Source organism: Stenotrophomonas sp. C-A (genome assembly GCF_054030835.1).
Genome location: NZ_CM132916.1, coordinates 3,756,869 through 3,774,785 on the forward strand (window position 1 = coordinate 3,756,869; position 17,917 = coordinate 3,774,785).

Annotated in this window: 12 protein-coding genes; 2 read left to right on the forward strand and 10 right to left on the reverse strand. The window is 65.1% G+C overall.

Annotation, left to right across the window (positions count from 1 at the left end):
• Nucleotides 1-7: 7 nt before the first annotated feature.
• The 6 genes from ACW5IY_RS17525 to ACW5IY_RS17550 form a co-directional block, all read right to left on the reverse strand.
• On the reverse strand, nt 8-1,033 hold the full coding sequence (locus ACW5IY_RS17525; protein WP_019659996.1) for an AAA family ATPase: 1,026 nt from the start codon (nt 1,031-1,033) through the stop codon (nt 8-10).
• Nucleotides 1,034-1,206: 173 nt separating this feature from the next.
• The gene (locus tag ACW5IY_RS17530) at nt 1,207-3,180 is read right to left on the reverse strand and encodes a type IV pilus secretin PilQ (RefSeq protein WP_049437119.1); all 1,974 of its coding nucleotides are present in this window, start codon (nt 3,178-3,180) and stop codon (nt 1,207-1,209) included.
• 21 nt (nt 3,181-3,201) lie between these two features.
• Nucleotides 3,202-3,708 carry a pilus assembly protein PilP gene (locus ACW5IY_RS17535; RefSeq protein WP_010484064.1) on the reverse strand — a complete coding sequence of 169 codons (507 nt, stop codon included), beginning with the start codon at nt 3,706-3,708 and terminating at the stop codon, nt 3,202-3,204.
• A gap of 26 nt (nt 3,709-3,734) precedes the next feature.
• On the reverse strand, nt 3,735-4,391 hold the full coding sequence (locus ACW5IY_RS17540) for a type IV pilus inner membrane component PilO (RefSeq protein WP_049410131.1): 657 nt from the start codon (nt 4,389-4,391) through the stop codon (nt 3,735-3,737).
• A complete protein-coding gene (locus ACW5IY_RS17545) occupies nt 4,388-5,278 on the reverse strand; it encodes a PilN domain-containing protein (protein ID WP_010484062.1) in 891 nt (296 codons plus the stop codon). The genes ACW5IY_RS17540 and ACW5IY_RS17545 overlap by 4 nt, the downstream gene beginning before the upstream one ends.
• Nucleotides 5,278-6,336, reverse strand: a complete 1,059-nt coding sequence (locus tag ACW5IY_RS17550; protein WP_049437125.1) for a type IV pilus assembly protein PilM — start codon at nt 6,334-6,336, stop codon at nt 5,278-5,280. The genes ACW5IY_RS17545 and ACW5IY_RS17550 overlap by 1 nt, the downstream gene beginning before the upstream one ends.
• 219 nt (nt 6,337-6,555) lie before the next feature.
• Between ACW5IY_RS17550 and ACW5IY_RS17555 the strand changes: the two genes are divergently transcribed.
• Both ACW5IY_RS17555 and ACW5IY_RS17560 read left to right on the forward strand, forming a co-directional pair.
• Nucleotides 6,556-8,979 carry a penicillin-binding protein 1A gene (locus tag ACW5IY_RS17555; protein WP_049486874.1) on the forward strand — a complete coding sequence of 808 codons (2,424 nt, stop codon included), beginning with the start codon at nt 6,556-6,558 and terminating at the stop codon, nt 8,977-8,979.
• A gap of 359 nt (nt 8,980-9,338) precedes the next feature.
• Nucleotides 9,339-9,983, forward strand: coding sequence for a hypothetical protein (locus tag ACW5IY_RS17560; protein ID WP_012511978.1), 645 nt, complete (start codon nt 9,339-9,341; stop codon nt 9,981-9,983).
• Nucleotides 9,984-10,138: 155 nt separating this feature from the next.
• On the opposite strand, the gene ACW5IY_RS17565 is transcribed toward ACW5IY_RS17560, so the two are convergent.
• From ACW5IY_RS17565 to ACW5IY_RS17580, 4 genes are all read right to left on the reverse strand, one after another.
• Nucleotides 10,139-10,882, reverse strand: a complete 744-nt coding sequence (locus ACW5IY_RS17565) for a hypothetical protein (RefSeq protein ID WP_049437127.1) — start codon at nt 10,880-10,882, stop codon at nt 10,139-10,141.
• Between the two features lie 69 nt (nt 10,883-10,951).
• On the reverse strand, nt 10,952-16,012 hold the full coding sequence (locus tag ACW5IY_RS17570) for an ESPR-type extended signal peptide-containing protein (protein WP_100050000.1): 5,061 nt from the start codon (nt 16,010-16,012) through the stop codon (nt 10,952-10,954).
• A 62-nt stretch (nt 16,013-16,074) separates the two neighbouring features.
• A complete protein-coding gene (locus ACW5IY_RS17575) occupies nt 16,075-16,782 on the reverse strand; it encodes a pilus assembly protein (protein ID WP_049437129.1) in 708 nt (235 codons plus the stop codon).
• Nucleotides 16,783-16,799: 17 nt separating this feature from the next.
• The gene (locus ACW5IY_RS17580; protein WP_100050004.1) at nt 16,800-17,909 is read right to left on the reverse strand and encodes a CfaE/CblD family pilus tip adhesin; all 1,110 of its coding nucleotides are present in this window, start codon (nt 17,907-17,909) and stop codon (nt 16,800-16,802) included.
• Nucleotides 17,910-17,917 lie beyond the last annotated feature (8 nt).

Consider the following 17,917-nt stretch of genomic DNA (forward strand, 5'->3'; position numbering starts at 1 on the left):
CGCAGGCTCAGGGTGCCGGCACCCGGGCCAGCAGCTCCTGCACCAGGCGTTCGCCATCCCAGCCTTCGGCAGTAGCTTCGTAGCTGGGCAGCACGCGATGGCGCAGCACGTCGGCAGCGACCGCACGCACATCATCAGGGGTGACGAAATCGCGGCCGGCCAGCCAGGCGCGCGCACGCGCGCAGCGTTCCAGTGCGATGGAACCGCGCGGGCTGGCGCCCCAGGCAATGCGGCGGCCAAGGCCAGCGTCATAGCGCGCCGGATCACGCGAAGCCAGCACCAGCTCGATCAGGTAGCGCTCCAGCGCCGGCGCCATGTGCAGGTCCAGCACTTCGCGGCGGGCATCGAACACATCCTGCATCGGCAGCTTTTCCGGCGCCGGTGCGGCTTCGCCCAGTGCGCCACGGGCGCGCTCGCGGGCCAGGCGCAGGATCTCCGATTCGGCAGCCTGGTCCGGGTAGCCGATGCGCACATGCATCAGGAAGCGGTCCAGCTGTGCTTCCGGCAGCGGGAAGGTGCCTTCCTGTTCGATCGGGTTCTGCGTGGCCATCACCAGGAACAGCGGCGGCAGCGCGTAGGTGTGGCGGCCAACGGTAACCTGGCGCTCGCCCATCGCTTCCAGCAGTGCGGACTGCACCTTGGCTGGCGCGCGGTTGATTTCATCGGCCAGCAGGATCGGGTGGAAGATCGGTCCGGGTACGAATTCGAAGCGACCTTCCTGCGGACGCCATATCTCGGTGCCGGTCAGGTCGGCCGGCAGCAGGTCCGGGGTGAACTGCACGCGGGCGAAGTCAGCTTCCAGGCGCGAGGCCAGCGCGCGGATCGCCGTGGTCTTGGCCAGGCCCGGAGCGCCTTCCACCAGCAGGTGGCCATCGGCCAGCAGCGCGATCAGCAGGCGTTCGACCAGTGCCGCCTGGCCGACGATCTCGGCCGACAGGGCATCGCGCAGCTGGGTGAAGGCGCCATGCAGGCGGGAGGTGGCCGGCGCGGGCGGCGGCGAGACGGTTTCGGGCATCGGCGGTGGCAGGTTCATGGGGGCCTTTGACCGGCGCGGGACGGCACGGGTTCCCGACATCATCGCAGGGTGCCCTGCGATTGGCATCAAGAACGGCTGAACGGCCCATCCACGCATGGCGTGGATCTAAGGGTGGAAACGAAGAAGGGCCGCGCATGGCGGCCCTTCTTCGTTTCGCGGGTGGCGCGGGCTCAGTTCTGCTTGGCCACGCGCAACACCTTCGGCGTCACGAACACCAGCAGCTCGGCCTTGTCCTTGTTGCGGCCACGCTTCTTGAACAGGTTGCCCAGGAACGGCACGTCGCCCAGGAACGGCACCTTGCTGATGCTGCTGCGGTCGGTGAACTCGTACACACCACCGATGACCACGGTCTGCCCATCCTCGACCAGCACCGCGGTGTTGACCTCGCGGCGGTTGATCGACGGCACCGTGCCGTAGCCCTGCAGCTCGATCAGGCGGTCGACTTCATCCTTCTTCACCTGCATGTTGAGGAACACGCGGTTGTCGTTGGTGATGGTCGGGGTCACCCGCAGTTCCAGCACCACTTCCTTGAACTGCACGTTCGGGGTGGAACCGGCGCCACCGGCAGCACCGGTGCCGCTGATGGTGACGTAGCCGATTTCCTTGCCCTGCTTGATCATCGCCTCGCGCTGGTTGGTGGTGACCACGCGCGGGTTGGAGATCACCTCACCTCGCGACTCTTCCTGCATGGCCGACAGCTCCACGTCCAGCAGGTAGCCAGCGTTGAGGATCGACAGCGCCAACGAACCCGGATTGCTGGCCGTAGCCACCGGCAGGTTCCAGTTCAGGCCGCGCTTGATGGTCGGGCCACTGGGAACCGGCGCCGGGCCGACGCTGCCACCGGCCTGCCACTCACGGACCGCCTTGGCGTTGGCCAGTGCCGTATCGACCTGCGACTTGCGGGTTTCCTCGTTGGCAGCAAGGCTGCCGCTGAAGTACACGTTGTCGCGGCTGCCGCTGATGCCGAACTTCGCACCCAGCTCGCGGGCGAAGGTATCGGTGGCGATGACAATGCGGCTTTCGATCAGCACCTGGTCGACCGGGCGGTCGATCACGCCGATCAGCTCACGCATGCGCGCGATCTTCTTCGGGATGTCGCTGATCATCAGCGTGTTGGTGCGCTCGTCGGCCACGATACGGCCGCGCGAGGACAGGAAACCACTGTCTTCCTGCGACGAACCGCCACCACCGCCATTGCCGCCACCACTGCCGCCACCGATGCCCTTGGCCTCGGTCAGCGCTTTGAAGATCTGCGTGGCGCTGTGGTAGTTGATCTGGACGTAATCGGTGACCAGGTCTTCGCGGTTCTCGATGGCGATGCGCGCGTCTTCCTTCTCCTGCTCGAACTTGGCCAGCTCAGCCTGCGGAGCGACCCAGATCACGCTGCCATCGCGACGCTTGTCCAGGCCCTTGGCACGCAGCACGATGTCCAGCGCCTGGTCCCACGGCACGTTGACCAGGCGCAGGGTCACATTGCCCTGTACCGAATCGGACGCCACCACGTTGAGATTGGATTCTTCGGCGATCAACTGCAGCACGGTGCGCACCGGCACGTCCTGGAAGTTGAAGGTCACCGGCTTGCCGGTGAAGCCACGCTGCCCCACCGCCTTGGCGGCCTGGGTGACGCTGCCGGCGGTGACCGCGCCCACCGCGGCGGGCGCCTGCCGCGGGCTGATCTCCACCACGTACTCGTTGCCGCTCTGGTAGGCCAGCGACTCCACCGCGCCACCGGTACTGAGCACCAGCTGGGTACCGGCACCGGACGGCTTGGCGTCGATGCGCTGCACCGGCGTGGCGAAGTCGGTGACGTTCATCGGCTTCTGCAGGTTGGCCGGCAGTCGGGCGTTACCGACATCGACCACCACGCTGTTGCCCTGCGTCCGCAGGTCCGGCACCGCGCCCTGGCCGTCGAACTGGACGATCAGGCGCCCGGCGCCATCATCGCCGCGCTTGAAATCGATCTTGGCCACCGACAGGCCCGCCGGCGCTGCCGCCGGTGCCACGGTGGCGCCCACCGGCTTCTCGGCCGGTGCGGCGGCCAGCGCCGGAGCGCAGGCCAGCATCAGCGCGACTCCCAACGCGCTGACACGGTTCAAGGTAGAGCGCCGGATGGGACGCAGCCCCTTGGCTTGGTGAAAGGTCATCGTGCTATCCCCAGTAAACGATCATTGATCTTCAAGCGAGAGCGTTGCCGGCCGTTCCAGCCAGCCGCCCGCGCCATCCGGCACCAGTTCGATCAGCTCCACGTGGTCCTCGAAGACCGCCGTGACCCGCCCGTCGCTCTGCCCAAGGTACCCACCCGGGCGTACCCGGTAGGTCACCTTGTCCGGCCCCATCACCAGCGCCACGGTAGCGGCGCCGGTGCCGATGGTACCGACCATGTCCAGTGCATCCAGCGGGAAGCCTTCCAGCGGCTCCTTGCGCCGGTTCGGATCCGGACGCAATCCGCCATTCCCCTGCTGCGGATTGGTCCAGGCATCGGTGAACGGGTCGCGCAGACCCTGTGCGGAGTATTCGAAGGTTTCGAACTGCTGCATCACCGGCAGCGGCTCCAGCGGCTGCGCCGGTCGGGCACGCTCGCCTTCCACCCACTTTTCAAGGTTCGGCGCATCACCCGGCGTGCTGGTCACATCGCGGCCGCACGCAGCCAGCATCAGAACGACGGCAGCCATCCCACAACGCGCAAAGAGGGAACGGATCACTTCTTCTCCTCCTTGCCGGCGTCAGCCGCCTGCTGTGCCTGCACCTCGGTCTCATCCAGATAGCGATAGGTCTTGACCGTGCCGGACAGCTCCAGCGCACCGCTGCGGGCGTTGCCGCTGGCCTTGTCCTTGGGCTTGAGGTTGATGTCGTGCATGGTCAGGATGACCACGCGCGGCAGCGACGCCACGCCACTGACGAAAGCACCGAACTGGTGGTAACTGCCCACCATGCGCAGCTTGATCGGCTTTTCGGCGTAGAACTCCTTGACCTGCTCCTGCTCCGGCTCGAACAGCTCGTTGGTCAGGCCGCTGGACAACGCCGTCTGCGAGATGTCGATGATCAGGTCCGGCATTTCGGTCTTGCTGGGCAACTGCCGCAGCATCTGCTGCAGCACCTGTTCCATCTGTGCCAGCTGCTGCTTCAGCGGCGCCAGGTTCACCGCGCGCTCCTGCTGCTTGGTGAACTCGGCACGCAGGTCGACTTCCTTCGATTCCAGGCCGGCCAGTTCCTCGCGCTTGCCACTGATCAGCAGCATCCACGCAACGAACATGATCACCAGCGCCAACAGCGAGCAGAAGACGATCTTGGCCTTCTGCGGCCAGTTGCCGATGTCGTTGAAATCCAGGTTCTTCAGATCGATTTTCTGGCTCATGCGCGATCCCCCTGCAGCGGGGCGTTGAAGGCCTGCGGCGGCTGCGCCAGGCGGCTGCCCTCGGGCTTCGGCGCAGGCTTGGCAGCCGGGGCTGCCGGCTGGTTCGGCGCGGCCGGGGTGGCAGCAGGTGCATTGACCGGAGCGGCGGCGGGGGCGGGTGCAGCCGGAGCAGCAGCGGGCTGGCCTGCGGCCGGTGCAGCGGGCGCCGCTGCATCCGGGCCGGCGGCAAGCGGGGCCACTGCGGGCGGAGCCGGCGTTGCCACCGAACCGTCCGCGTTGAGGCCTGGCGTACCGGCCACTTCCTCACTCTGCGCCGGCAGCTTCACCTTGACCACGAACACATAGGGCAGCGCCTTGATGTCGGCCAGCGGGCCAACCTTGCCGTCCTTGTCCTTCTCGGGATCACGCGCTTCGATGATCGACAGTTCCGGGTTGGTCATCCAGCCGGAGGTCTCCAGGTTGCGCATGTACGCCGAAACACGGGCGTTGGACTGGGTGCGGCCTTCCAGGGTCAGCACGTCGCCTTCCTGCTTCAGCGCGGTCAGCACCAGGCCATCGGGAATCGTGCGCACCAGCGCATCGAACAGGTGCACCATCTGCGAGCGCTTGGCCTGCAGTTCCTCAATGACCTTCTTGCGGGCCAGCAGGCGTTCCTTCTGCGCGTCGAGGCGGTCGATCTCCTTGTTCTGTTCCTTGACCTTTTCGATCTCGGCTTCCAGATAGGCGTTGCGGTCCATCTGGCCGCTCACCTGGCGGTCGTAATAGAACCAGATCACCAGCGACAGCAGCAGGCCACCGACAGCGGCCATGCCCAGCATTGCGTAGAACTCGCGCTGGCGTTGCTTGCGCCGCTCGGCGCGCCAGGGCAATAGATTGATGCGTGCCATCAGTCGAAGCTCCTCAGCGCCAGACCGGTGGCGATCATCAGCGCGGGGGCATCCTGGGCCAGCGCATGGGCGTTCACCTTCGGCCCCAGGGTCATCTGCGCCAGCGGGTTGGCGACCACGGTCGGCACGCCCAGCTGTTCCTCGACCATTTCCGGCAGCCCGCCGAGCACGGCGCAGCCGCCGGCCAGCACGATGTGGTCAACGCGGTTGAACTCGCTGCCTGCATAGAAGAACTGCAGCAGGCGGCTGATCTGCTGGACCGTGGCTTCCTTGAACGGCTCCAGCACTTCCATCTCGTAGCTTTCCGGCAGCCCGCCCTGGCGCTTGGCCAGGCCGGCTTCCTCGTAGCTCAGGCCGTAACGGCGCATGATCTCGTCGGTCAGCTGCTTGCCACCGAACACCTGTTCGCGGCTGTACAGGCTGCGGCCACCGCGCAGGACGTTGAGGGTGGTCATGGTGGCGCCGATGTCGACCAGCGCGACCACGCCCTCGACGGACACCGGCAGCTCGCTGGCCACCAGGGCATAGGCGTTCTCGACCGCGAAGGCCTCCACGTCCATCACCTTGGCCTGCAGGCCACCCAGTTCCAGGGCCGACTGGCGCAGTTCCACGTTCTCCGAACGCGACGCGGCCAGCAGCACCTGGACCATCTCCGGGTTGTTCGGGATCGCCCCGATCACCTCGAAGTCCAGGTTCACTTCCTCGATCGGGTACGGAATGTAGTTGACCGCTTCCAGCTCGATCTGGGCTTCCATGTCGTTTTCGTCGAGCTCGGCCGGCATCGGGATCACCTTGGTGATCACCGCCGAACCGGCGACGGCGGCAGCGGCCAGCTTGGCCTTGCTCCCCGAGCGGTTCATCGCACGGCGGATGGCCTCACCCACGGCCTCCACTTCCACGATGTTCTTCTCCACCACCGCGTTCGGCGGAAGAGGTTCCACGGCGTAATGTTCCACACGAAAACGGTTGCCACTGCGGGACAGCTGCAAAAGCTTTACCGCAGTCGAACTGATGTCGACGCCCACAAGCGGCGACTGACTTTTTGGGATGAGCCCCACGGTTTCTCCCCTGCCGACGGGCACTTGGACGCAAGACCTGCGCCCGAGCATTAATAACGTATTCTTAGCAAATGGCAACGGCCCTGCTGTGAAGTCCCTCACGGATTCACCATGCAGCCCCTGACTGTTCCCCTTGCGCTCCCCGGCGACGACCCCAGCCGCCACCTTGCGTAATCTATACTCTGCGACCACGAAATTCGCAATCGGAATCTGAACCCGATGACTCGACTCCGCCGCTGGCTGCGCTGGATCTTCCTGATTGTCCTGGTCCTGGCGCTGATCGGCGCGGCCGCCGTAGGCGGTCTGTACTACGCCGTGTCCTCCAAGCTTCCCGACGTGCAGACCCTGCGCGACGTGGAAATGCAGGAGCCGATGTACGTCTACGCTGCCGACGGCAAGCTGATGGCGGTGTTCGGCGAGACCCGGCGTACCCCGATCACCATGAAGGACGTGCCCGAGCGCCTGAAGCAGGCCTTCCTGGCCACCGAGGACGCCCGCTTCTACGAGCACGGCGGCGTGGACTACATGGGCATCGGCCGTGCGGTGTGGCTGCTGGCCACCACCAACGACAAGCGCGTGCCGGGTGGCTCCACCATCACCCAGCAGGTGGCCCGCCAGTTCTTCCTCAGCTCCGAGTACAGCTACACCCGCAAGCTGGCCGAGATCCTGCTGGCGCGGAAGATCGAGTCCGAGCTGAGCAAGGACGAGATCTTCGAGCTGTACCTGAACAAGAGTTTCTTCGGCAACCGCGCCTACGGCGTGGCCGCCGCCGCCGAGTTCTACTACGGCAAGAAGCTGAACGAGCTGGACCTGGACGAAATGGCCTCGCTGGCCGGCATCCCCAAGTTCCCGTCCTCGGGCAACCCGATCTCCAACCCGGAACGTGCCCGCCAGCGTCGTGACAACTATGTGCTGCAGCGCATGGCCGACCTGAAGTTCGTCAGCCAGGCCGAGGCCGACGCGGCCAAGGCCGTGCCGATGCACGCCACCGCGCATGAGCCGCCGGTGCAGGTCGATGCCCCGTACGTGGCCGAGCTGGTGCGCCAGGAAATGATCGCCCGCTTCGGCGGCGATGTGGTCAACAAGGGCTACCACGTCACCACCACCATCGACGCCACCCTGCAGACCGCCGCCAACCAGTCGGTGCGCGACGGCCTGCTGCTGTACGACCACCGCCACGGCTGGCACGGCGTGGAGAAGCAGGTCCAGGTGGGTGCCGGCGAAGATGCCGCCGCCCTGGCTGAGCACCTGCGCGGCCTGTTCGGGCAGGCTGGCCTGCTGCCGGCCATCGTCGCCAGCACCGGTGCCGATGGCAGCGCCACCGTGGTGCTGGCCAACCGCAGCGAGATCGTGCTGCCGGCCGGTGCCGCCAAGTGGACCAACAAGACCCCGGGCAAGCTGGTGCAGCGCGGCGACATCGTGCGCGTGCGTGCTGGCGCCAAGGAAGGTGAGTGGCTGCTGGACCAGCTCCCCCGCGGCCAGTCCGCGCTGGTCTCGCTGGATGCCCACAGCGGCGCGCTGAAGGCGCTGGTCGGTGGCTTCAGCTTCTCCGGCAACAAGTTCAACCGCGCCACCCAGGCCCGCCGCCAGCCGGGTTCGAGCTTCAAGCCGTTCGTCTACGCGGCCGCCTTCGACAAGGGCTACAACCCGGCCTCGATCGTGCTCGACGCCCCGGTCGTGTTCCGCGACCGCCGCGGCAAGACCTGGGCGCCGCAGAACGACGGCGGCGGCTTCCGCGGCCCGATGCGCCTGCGTGAAGCACTGGTGCAGTCGCGCAACCTGGTCTCGGTGCGCCTGCTTGATGGCATGGGCGTGGACTACGCGCGCAAGTACATCAGCGAATTTGGTTTCGCCGAATCGGAACTGCCGCCGAACCTGTCGATGTCGCTGGGTACGGCGTCGCTCACCCCGCTATCGGTGGCCCGTGGCTACGCTGTGTTCGCCAACGGCGGCTCGCGCGTGGACACCTGGCTGATCGACCAGGTGAACGACCGCGACGGCAACCTGGTGTTCAAGGAAAACCCGGCGATGGCCTGCCGCGACTGCGCCGGCAGCAGCGACCAGCCGGTCAACCAGGTGGTGGACGGCTTCAACTTCGGCGCCCCGGCCCCGAAGGTGGACCCGGCTGCTGCGGCCAAGGCCGAAGCCAAGGCCGAGACCCCGGCCGCGCCGGTCAACCCCGATGCCCGCACCGCCCCGCGCGCGATCGACGCCCGCACCGCCTACCAGCTGGTGTCGATGATGCGCGACGTGGTCCAGCGCGGTACCGGCGCCCAGGCCAAGGTGCTCGGCCGCGAGGACGTGGGCGGCAAGACCGGCTCCACCAACGACCACCGCGATGCCTGGTTCTCCGGCTTCGGCGGCCCGTACGTGACCACCGTGTGGGTGGGCCGCGACGACTTCCGCTCACTGGGCTACCGCGAATACGGTGGCAAGGCCGCCCTGCCGATCTGGATCGACTACATGCGCACCGCGCTGAAGGACACCCCGATCGCGCAGAACGAGCCGCCCAGCGGCATGGTCCAGGCCACCCTCAACGGCGCGACCGAATGGGTGAAGGTGGAAGACATGGACCGCCTGACCGACTACGACCTGAACCTCAATACGCCGCAGGCCGACGCCGCCGCGTTCGATATCTTCTGAGGAAGGGACAGGTGGGTGCCAACCTTGGTTGGCACTGCCCTTTGTAGAGCCGAGCCCATGCTCGGCTCCGGTGGCCCGCGGTAGAGCAGCCGAGCATGGGCTCGGCTCTACAGGATCAACGGCCCCCTTTTGCCTTGGTAGCAGCCAACCTTGGTTGGCGCCGCCTTTGTAGAGCCGAGCCATGCTCGGCTCCGGGCGCTCGCGATAGAGCAGCCGAGCATGGGCTCGGCTCTACAGGATCAACGGCACCCGTTTGCCGTGGTAGCTGCCAACCGTTGGTTGGCATCTCTGCGCCATACCCACGCAGATGTCACATCCCTGCGCTACTCTGTACCCAGGTCGCAACAGGGAGTCATCGCATGCATCGCGCCCGTCAGCATGCTGCCAGCCAGACCCGCGAGCGTCGCCACCGCCTCGCCCACGAAGCCGCCCGCCTGATGGCCGAAGGCGGCATCCGCGACTACCACCAGGCCAAGTTGAAGGCCGCCAGCCGGCTCGGCATCCACGACGATGCCTCCCTGCCCCGCAACACCGAGATCGAAGACGCCCTGCGCGAGTACCAGCGGCTGTTCTCCGGGCCCCAGCACGGCAACGAACTGCAACGCCGCCGCGAGGCCGCGATGCGTGCGCTGGAGTTCCTGCACGGCTTCGCCCCTCGCCTGGCCGGGCCGGTGCTGGATGGCACCGCCGACGCCAACAGCCCCGTGCAGCTGCACCTGCACAGCGACGACCCGGAGGCCGTGCATCGCTTCCTGGACGAGCACGGCATCCCAGCCGAATCACGGACGCGCCGCCTGCGCATGGACCGCGAACGCTGCCTGGATGTGCCGGTGTGGGTGTTCAGTGCCGAGGAACTGACCTTCGACCTGGCCGTACTGCCGTACGACGCCCTGCGCCAAGCACCGCTGTCACCAGTGGATGAGAAGCCGATGCGGCGCGCGTCTGTCGCGCAGTTGCGGCAGGTGCTGGCCGAGGCGGAGATCACCGCGTACATCGGCGGGTGACGGTAGCGCAGCGGTACCTGTCTTTGGTGGGTGCGGACCGTTGGTCCGCACCGTGCTTCAGGCAACCGATTGCCGACCGAAGAGCAGCCGAGCGCGGCTCGACTCTACAAGAGCTGCGCTACCTGCTCTGGCAGATGGCGCCCATCATGCTCCCGCTACCAGACGAAACGGGTATCGCGCAGCGGGTCGCTGAGCAACCGCGGCAACCAGGGCGCGGGGGCTCGCTCCGGATACTCCCGCATCATCTGCGCATGCATGGCCTGCAGGTCCCGCAGCAAGCCGGCCTGAAAGTAGACGTCGTTGAACGTATCCGACCACCCACTCTTCACCCGCTCACGCTCGCCGCCCTTCAAGAGCGGCATCTGGTCCAGCGGCACGTCCAGGATCGTCGCCAGTGAGGCATTGATCTGCGCATTCTCCACAGCGGCCTTGCGCACAGGATCCAACCGATCCCGAATCTGCCGGCAGTCGTAGGGGAAGCACCCGCCTGTGACGTTGATGTAGTCAGCAATGTCCGCCAGCATGTCGGCCTTCAGACGCCACACCACCTCGCTGTCCATCACCTGCCGCACCCGCATCGTGCGCAGCGTACTCGCCCGCACGTCCTCCGGCGTGGTGAACTCGGCCCCCCGCGTGCTGCCAGCGTGGCGCACCAGCACGATGCGATGGATCGCCTCGTGGGTGACGCCCTCGATGCGCAGCGCCGCTGTATCCGGATGTATGCGCGGCGGCGGCACGCCCAGCATCTGCCACATGTACCACAGGACCAGCAGTAGACCGACGATGCACAGACCGCTCATCAGCGTCCACAGATCCAGGTTCCGTGTGTAGTAGCGATAACGCGCCCGCCAGATATAGAACGTGCGATAGCTGATGAAGCCGCTTACCCATCTGTACATTGCCATCTCCTTGGCCAGGACCCCGGCGCGACGGGGTGGATTACGCGCGTCACGCCGGGGCTCCATCGCTTACCAGCCGATGCCCACACCCACGCCCATGCTGCGTTCACCGCTATTGGTGAACGCACCATTGAGGCTGAAGGTGGCTGAGCCCTTTTCGTTGAGCACGCGCTGGTAGCCCACCGCCATGGCCGATTCGCCTTCGGCATAGCCCACGCCCGCGCCGAGGCGGTTGTAGGTGGCCAAGCCAGCGGTGTTCATGGCCATGGCCGTCTGCGCACTGCTCATCGCGGCCATGCGGTTGAAGCGCTTGTCCACCTTGTCCAGGCGGCGTTCGAAGTTGCTGATGGCGCCATCGGTGTATTCGTTGGCGCGGGCCAGCATCTTCTCCAGTTCAGCGGTATCGACCTGCGGCGTGGGCGACGGCGTGTCGTCCTTCTTCGACTTTGGCTGCGGCGTGGGCGACGTGCCCTCGCCTGCAGAGGCCACCTGCGGCGAATCGCTGGCTTCCGGCGTTGGCGTGACCTGTTCGGTGGGCGCGGCCGAAGCCGTGGACAGCGCACGCGACTGCGGCTGGCCATCCACGCGCTGCTCCAGCCCGTCCATGCGGCCATTGAGCTGCTGCTGTACGGCATGCAGCTGACCACCGTTGACCGCCTCGCGGCTGCCGGCCGCGATCAAGCCGTTGGCCACGTTGGAGATGACCATGCCGTTGGCGCCGGCCAGGGTGAGCTGGGCGGTGCCGTCGCTGCGGGTGGAGGGCGTTTCCTGGAAGACCGAGCGGAGCTGGGTTTCGACGCGGTCCATGCGGGAGCCGGTGGTGACTACGGCGGAGTCGAGGGTGGTGAGTGCGTCGTTGATGGTGCTCTGGTGCTGGCCCTGGACGTTGAAGCCGGGGGTGGTGACGTTGCCGTTGGCGTCGATGTTGCCGCCAAGGGTGGACAGGGCGCCGCGGAGCTGGCCGATGGTGGCTGCGTCGTTGGTGTTGCGGCCGTTGGCTACGTTGACGAGGCGGCGCTGGAGTGCTCCCTCCCCGAACGAAACAGTAAGAGTATCTCTGGCGATAGAGCCACTGCCAATGGCAACACTATAGGCGGCACCCGCCTGGACTGAGCTCGCAGCGCCAATTGCAATGCCCTTCTCCGCGTCAACCACCGACCTTACACCCACCGCGAAGCCATCCTCCGCAGATTCCATGACATGCGCTGCACGGCCAAGAGCTACAGAGTTCTTGCCTCCTGCGCGGGAGAAACTACCCAACGCAATCGCGCCCTCGCCAACTCCCACGGCCGAATCACCTAGCGCAACACCCACCAAACCAGCTTTGGCGGAAACTGCCGGACCGGCGGAGCCTACCGACAGGAACCTTTGTGAATCTTCCAGATCATTCAACCTGCTGTTTGTCGTATACAGCTGCCCGCCAGTGACGGCATCACTGCTCGATGCAGAACTGATATCACCATCAGCCAGACCGGTGATCCGAGCGCCAGCGAAGTCAATCGGACCTTGGCGAGCAAAGCCAGCCAGGCCATTTCGCTGCTCCTTCATCTGATCGATCTCGCTTCTGTTTTCGGCGATATCCTGCTTGGCTGCATACAACTGGCCGCCAGTCACCGCATCGCGACTGCCTGCTGCAATACGTCCGTCAGCCAGATTCGACAGAACCATGCCTTGCGCACCTGCCAGATTCAGCTGGCCAACTCCATCCGCCCGGGTCGAGGGTGATTGTTGGAATGTCGCACGCAGCTGGCCTTCGAGGCCATCTACGCGACTGTCAGCCCTTACCACCGCACCATCCAACGCAACTAAGGCGTCTTCAACGTTCTTCTGTGTTCCCCCCTGGAGGTTGTAGGTCGGAGAAACGACATCGCCATTTCGATCCAGACCTGCGCCCCCGCCAAGAGCAGCCAAAGCTTCGCTCAGTTGCCCAACAGTAGTTGCATCACTGGAGTTCACCCCTCGCCCCACATTGACGATCCGCCGCATAAGCCGAGAGTTCCCAACGGACACAACGTTTGCGTCCTCGGCTACGGAACCGGTGCCTAGCGCAACTGAGTTTTCCGCTCCTGATTCAATCTGACTGAAGGAACCCAGTGCTGCCCCTCCCGATGCGTAGACATTAGAACCCGTCCCAAGTGCAAATCCACTCTTTGCTGCGGCGTCGACAAGCGCCCCCCTGCCAAGAGCCACGGAGCCCTGCCCACGAGCGCGCGCGAATGAACCAACTGCGGTAGCCCCATCAGAGTGAATGGCTGCCTCTGCCGAATCTCCAATCGCCACACCCATCAATCCCGCCTGCGCGTAATTGCTCTCATCATCCACTCCAACTCTCAGGTAGCCATTTGATTTTTCGATCTTCTCTACCCGATCGTTAGTCGCAAACAGCTGCCCGCCATTCACCGCATCCGTGCTGGTCGCAGAACTGATATCCCCCGCTACCACGCCCGACACGCGGGCGCCCTCCATATCCACCAAGCGACGATCAGCACTGAACTTGACCACGCCCTCCAGATCCGGATCGAAGTTGTCGAAATCCGTACGCAGCGCATCCAGCTCGACCCGGTTGTCGGCGATACGCCCGTCCTGATCCGTCAGCTGCTGCGCGTGCCCAGCCAAAGCCTGTCGCTGAGTCTCCACCGTGGTATTGGTCGCAAACAGCTGCTGTCCGGTCACCGCATCCGTGCTGCCCGTACTCAGCGTGCCGTTGGCGATGTTGTAGATGCGCCGCTTGCCACCGCTCTTGTTCGCAACATCCACGATAGTCCCAGTGTTCTCCGCACCCAGACGCACGTTGCCACTGGCAGACACCTGGCCGACCAGTCCGCCCAAGGCATCAGCCTTCAGCACAGCGCCATCGGCTACGCCACGGGCAGCGTCGGCCGCCGTCTTCGCCGCGGTTGCCGCCGTGCGCACGCTGGTGACTTCGCTATTGGTGGCATTGAGCTGCTGCCCGGTCACTGCATCCGTGCTGGACGTACTGAGCACGCCGTTGGCCAGATTCTGCAGCTTGCGCTTGGCGCCGGCCTTGTTGGCCACGTCGATGACGGTGCCGGTGTTGTCCGCACCCAGGCGCACGTTGCCGCTTGCCGACACCTGCCCCACCAGGCCATCCAGTACCGCCACGCGCGCCTGCGCTGCGTCTGCCGTGGATTTCACGGCGGCAACGTTGCTGTTGGTGGCATTCAACTGCTTGCCGGTGACGGCCTCCGTGCTTGACGTGCTCAGTGCCCCATCCTTCAGGCCGGTGATGCTGCGCACCGCATTGGACTTGTTGCGGGCATCCAGCACCGTGCCGGTGTTCTCGCCGCCCAAACGTACGTTGCCACTGGCCGATACCTGGCTGACCAGGCCACTGACCGTATTTGCCTTGGCCAGCGCTGTATTGGCATTGGTGTTGGCCGTAGTGGCCGTGGTCTGCGCTGCCGTGGCCGTCGTCTTCGCGGCGTCGGCCGCCGTCTGAGCAGTCGTCACATTGGTATTGGTTGCATTGAGCTGCTTGCCCGTCACAGCTTCAGTGCTGGATGTAGAAAGCGCCCCATCCTTCAGGCCGGTGATGCTGCGAACAGCGTTGGACTTGTTGCGGACATCCATCACGGTACCGGTGTTCTCGCCGCCAAGGCGCACGTTGCCACTGGCCGATACCTGGCTGACCAGGCCACTGACCGTATTGGCCTTGGCCAGCGCTGTATTGGCGTTGGTGTTGGCCGTGTTGGCAGTGGACTGTGCTGCCGCGGCTGTCGTCTTCGCTGCATCGGCAGCGGTCTGGGCTCTGGTCACGTTGGTGTTGGTGGAATTGAGCTGCTTGCCGGTAACCGCATCGGTACTGGTGGTCGACAGACGCGCGTCCTCCACATTCACAACGCGCCTTTTGGCGCTACTGGTTCCCACTGAGACCGTGTTGGCCTCGGTCGCAATCGAGCCACGCCCCAGCGCAACAGCATTGTTTGCTCGCGTAGCAGCTTCGTAACCGATGGCTACACTATCGTGGCTGGCGTTGGCCTTGCCTCCCAATGCGATGCCACCGTTGTAGCCATTGGCCCCGGCACGGGAATCGCCACCGATTGCGATGGCACCCTCCGAGCTTCCGCTGTCAACACGGGAGCCACTGCCCACGGCAATACCATTGCGTCCGCTCACGTATGACGAGTTGCCGTAGGCGGTGGCGCCAATTCCACTGGCTCTGGAGCGACTGCCCAAGGAGGTCGTGTGAGTGCTGTTCGCCTTTGACTCGTAACCGAAGGCCATTGCGAACTCGCCTGTGGCCGAGGCGTTAAGCCCGATTGCCGTCGCTCCCGTGCCGCTGGCAGAGGCGTAGCCCCCGAGCGAAGTTGCACCGGCGCCGCTCGATCTGGAGTTCCTTCCGAAGGCGAGGGCATCATTAGAGGTCGCATTGGCCCTGCTGCCCATGGCCAATGCGCCTGCACCGTTGGCTTTCGACGCATACCCGAGCGCCACGCCATCGTAGCCCGCCTGAGCTTCTCCACCCACCGCTACAGCCCCCGTCCAACCGGGCGTACCAGCTCGAGAATCAGCACCGATGGCCACGCCCGAAATGCCAGCGCCAGTATCCACCTGAGCCGCCCTTCCGATCGCCACTCCATTGTCGCCAACAGTCCTCGCATACGCACCGAGTGAAGTCGAGCCCCAACCATTGACGTACGAACCTGCACCAACGCCGACACTGAAGCTCCCCCTCACCGTGGAATGCGAACCAATGGCGGCGGAGCTTTCACCATCAAGAATTGCCAGCGTCCCATACACAACAGATGACTTACCTGTTGCCGTCGAGCGCGAGCCAAGGATCATCGAGAAATCCCCGCTCACGGTCGAATCGCGATAGTTGGGGTCGTTCACGATGGCTAGTTGCCTGTACGTCGCCATCGGACTGACGGCAGACCTCAAGGCAAGAGGTGATCCAATCAACGACATGGGATCACGCCAATCGACGTGATCACCGCGATCCCGCTCTACATCGACTGAAGCGCCAACTGAACCGGCCAGAGTCAACAGCACCAACGCGGGTGCGACCCTACCTTGCCGGGCGGACTTGCCTTTTGTCCGCCCCAATTCACTGGTAACCACCCAGCACTGCCGAACGCGGTTCCACAGTCGACGATAGATACGATTCATTGGATCTCCTTAACAGGGATGTCAGAAAGAACCCCACCAGCGCCGCTGGCGGGGCTGGGGAATCAACCGGCGCTGGGCGCCAAGGTTTGTACGTGCTCGCGATAGCCATCGCGGGTCAGGCGGTAACGCAGTTGCAGCGTGTGCCCCGGCTGCACGGGGAAAGGCAGCTCCAACGCGCTGCCGGGATACAGGCTTCGCGATACGTCATGCGCGGTGCAGCGCGCGCCATCGCAGTCGGCGATGCTGGTGATGCCCACGCGCACCGTGCCGGTGTTGCGCAGGCGGTTGCCTTCCACCTGCACCGCCATGGCCGGTTGCGCGGGCAGCACATTGACCAGCGCACCCCATATCAGGCTGACACCGACATTGGCCTGTGCGCGCTCGCCCTCGCCTGCGCGTTCAATGGCGTCAGGGCCACGCACGCCTTCGAAGTACACGCGGTAGGCGGTTTCCTTCTCGACCGGCTGCAGCGGAATCACCCGGATCAGGCGATTGCCGCCACCGGCCAGCGCGAACTTGCCGGGGGTGATGGCGATGGCCGCTTCGCCGGGCTCGACCTCAACCTCCTGCTCGTCTGCGCCAGCGGGATTGACGATGCGCTTGATCGAGGCCTGCACGTACTGCGGCTGGGTGGACTGCGAATAGATGCGGATCTGCGCACCCTTCTTCACGTCCACCGACGTGCGCATGGGGTGCACGGTGAGATTGGCGTGGGCAGGCATCGCCATCAGCAGCGACAAGGGAAGCAGGCAGCGAATGAGAGGCTTCATCGGGGGCTCCATGGGAATCAGGGCGTGACAGTGGGAACACGCAGTTCCACCTTGAGATCGCCGTCGTAATAGCCGGGGCGTTTGCTGCTGACCGGCACGCGAGGGGTTTCCAGCGTCAATGGCGTGGGCACGCAGAACACCGGCTGCTTCATGCCGGGTAGCAGCACCAGGCGCAGCTTTGCGGTATCGATGCCATGCAGCAGCTGCTCCACGCCGTTGCGCAGGGGTATGGCGCTGCCGTTGTGATCGAGGGTGACGGTGTAGTCCACGCGCTGCGTGGCGTCGCTGCCGCCATCGGTGTGCCAGACCGAATAGCCGGAAGGTCCCGGAGGACGCGGCCCGCTGTCGCGCACGGTGACGCCCAGGTACTGGCTTTGCGAGCCCAGACCGTCATACAGGCACATGTCGAGTTGAGTTCGGCCGCCGACGGTCTGGGCGATCGGGTCGTACTGCAGGTTCAGGCCGACGTGCGGGGTGACCTGGTCGAAGAGCGGGAAGTAGATGGAGACCGCGTTGTAGTCGGTGATGGTGAACGCAAGATTGAAAGTGTTCACAGCAAGAACGGAGCCCGCTGGATCAGTCCTCAAGTTCAAGATCAGCTTCCCGTGCCAACGACCAGCGACAAGCTGATTCAGTTCGCTCTCCGGAAGAAGCAGTTCAACAGAGGTCCCTATTGCTTTCTCGCCGCCACACTCCTCTTGGCGCGAGGTCCAGATCGGTCGCTTCCAGCCAAGCCAGAACTCTGGACCACAGGCACGTTCGCCAATCGCTCGACTTAGAGCCGCCATGATGCGAAGGTCTGCAGTCAAACCGCTGCGCTCCTCGACCATCCGCGTCAGAATGGGCGCCGGCCCGCTTTCGAGGCTCTCTAGTCCACTAGTCGGGCACAAGCCTGTACTCGTGGTCGAGTTCGATTCGCATGTCAGATGGATCCGACCGTACTGCAGACTTTGATCCCTGCTGTAGCCCATAACCGTCCTCGGCGCCCACAACTCGATATCCCCGGGCATCGCAGCGCGATCCCAGCTCATCACGATGTCGCGATGCTCACTCGTCGGATGCGTTTCCGGCGGCCGCTGCGCCATCGCCCGCGGCGCCAGCACCACCAGCGCACACAGCACCGCCATCACCCACC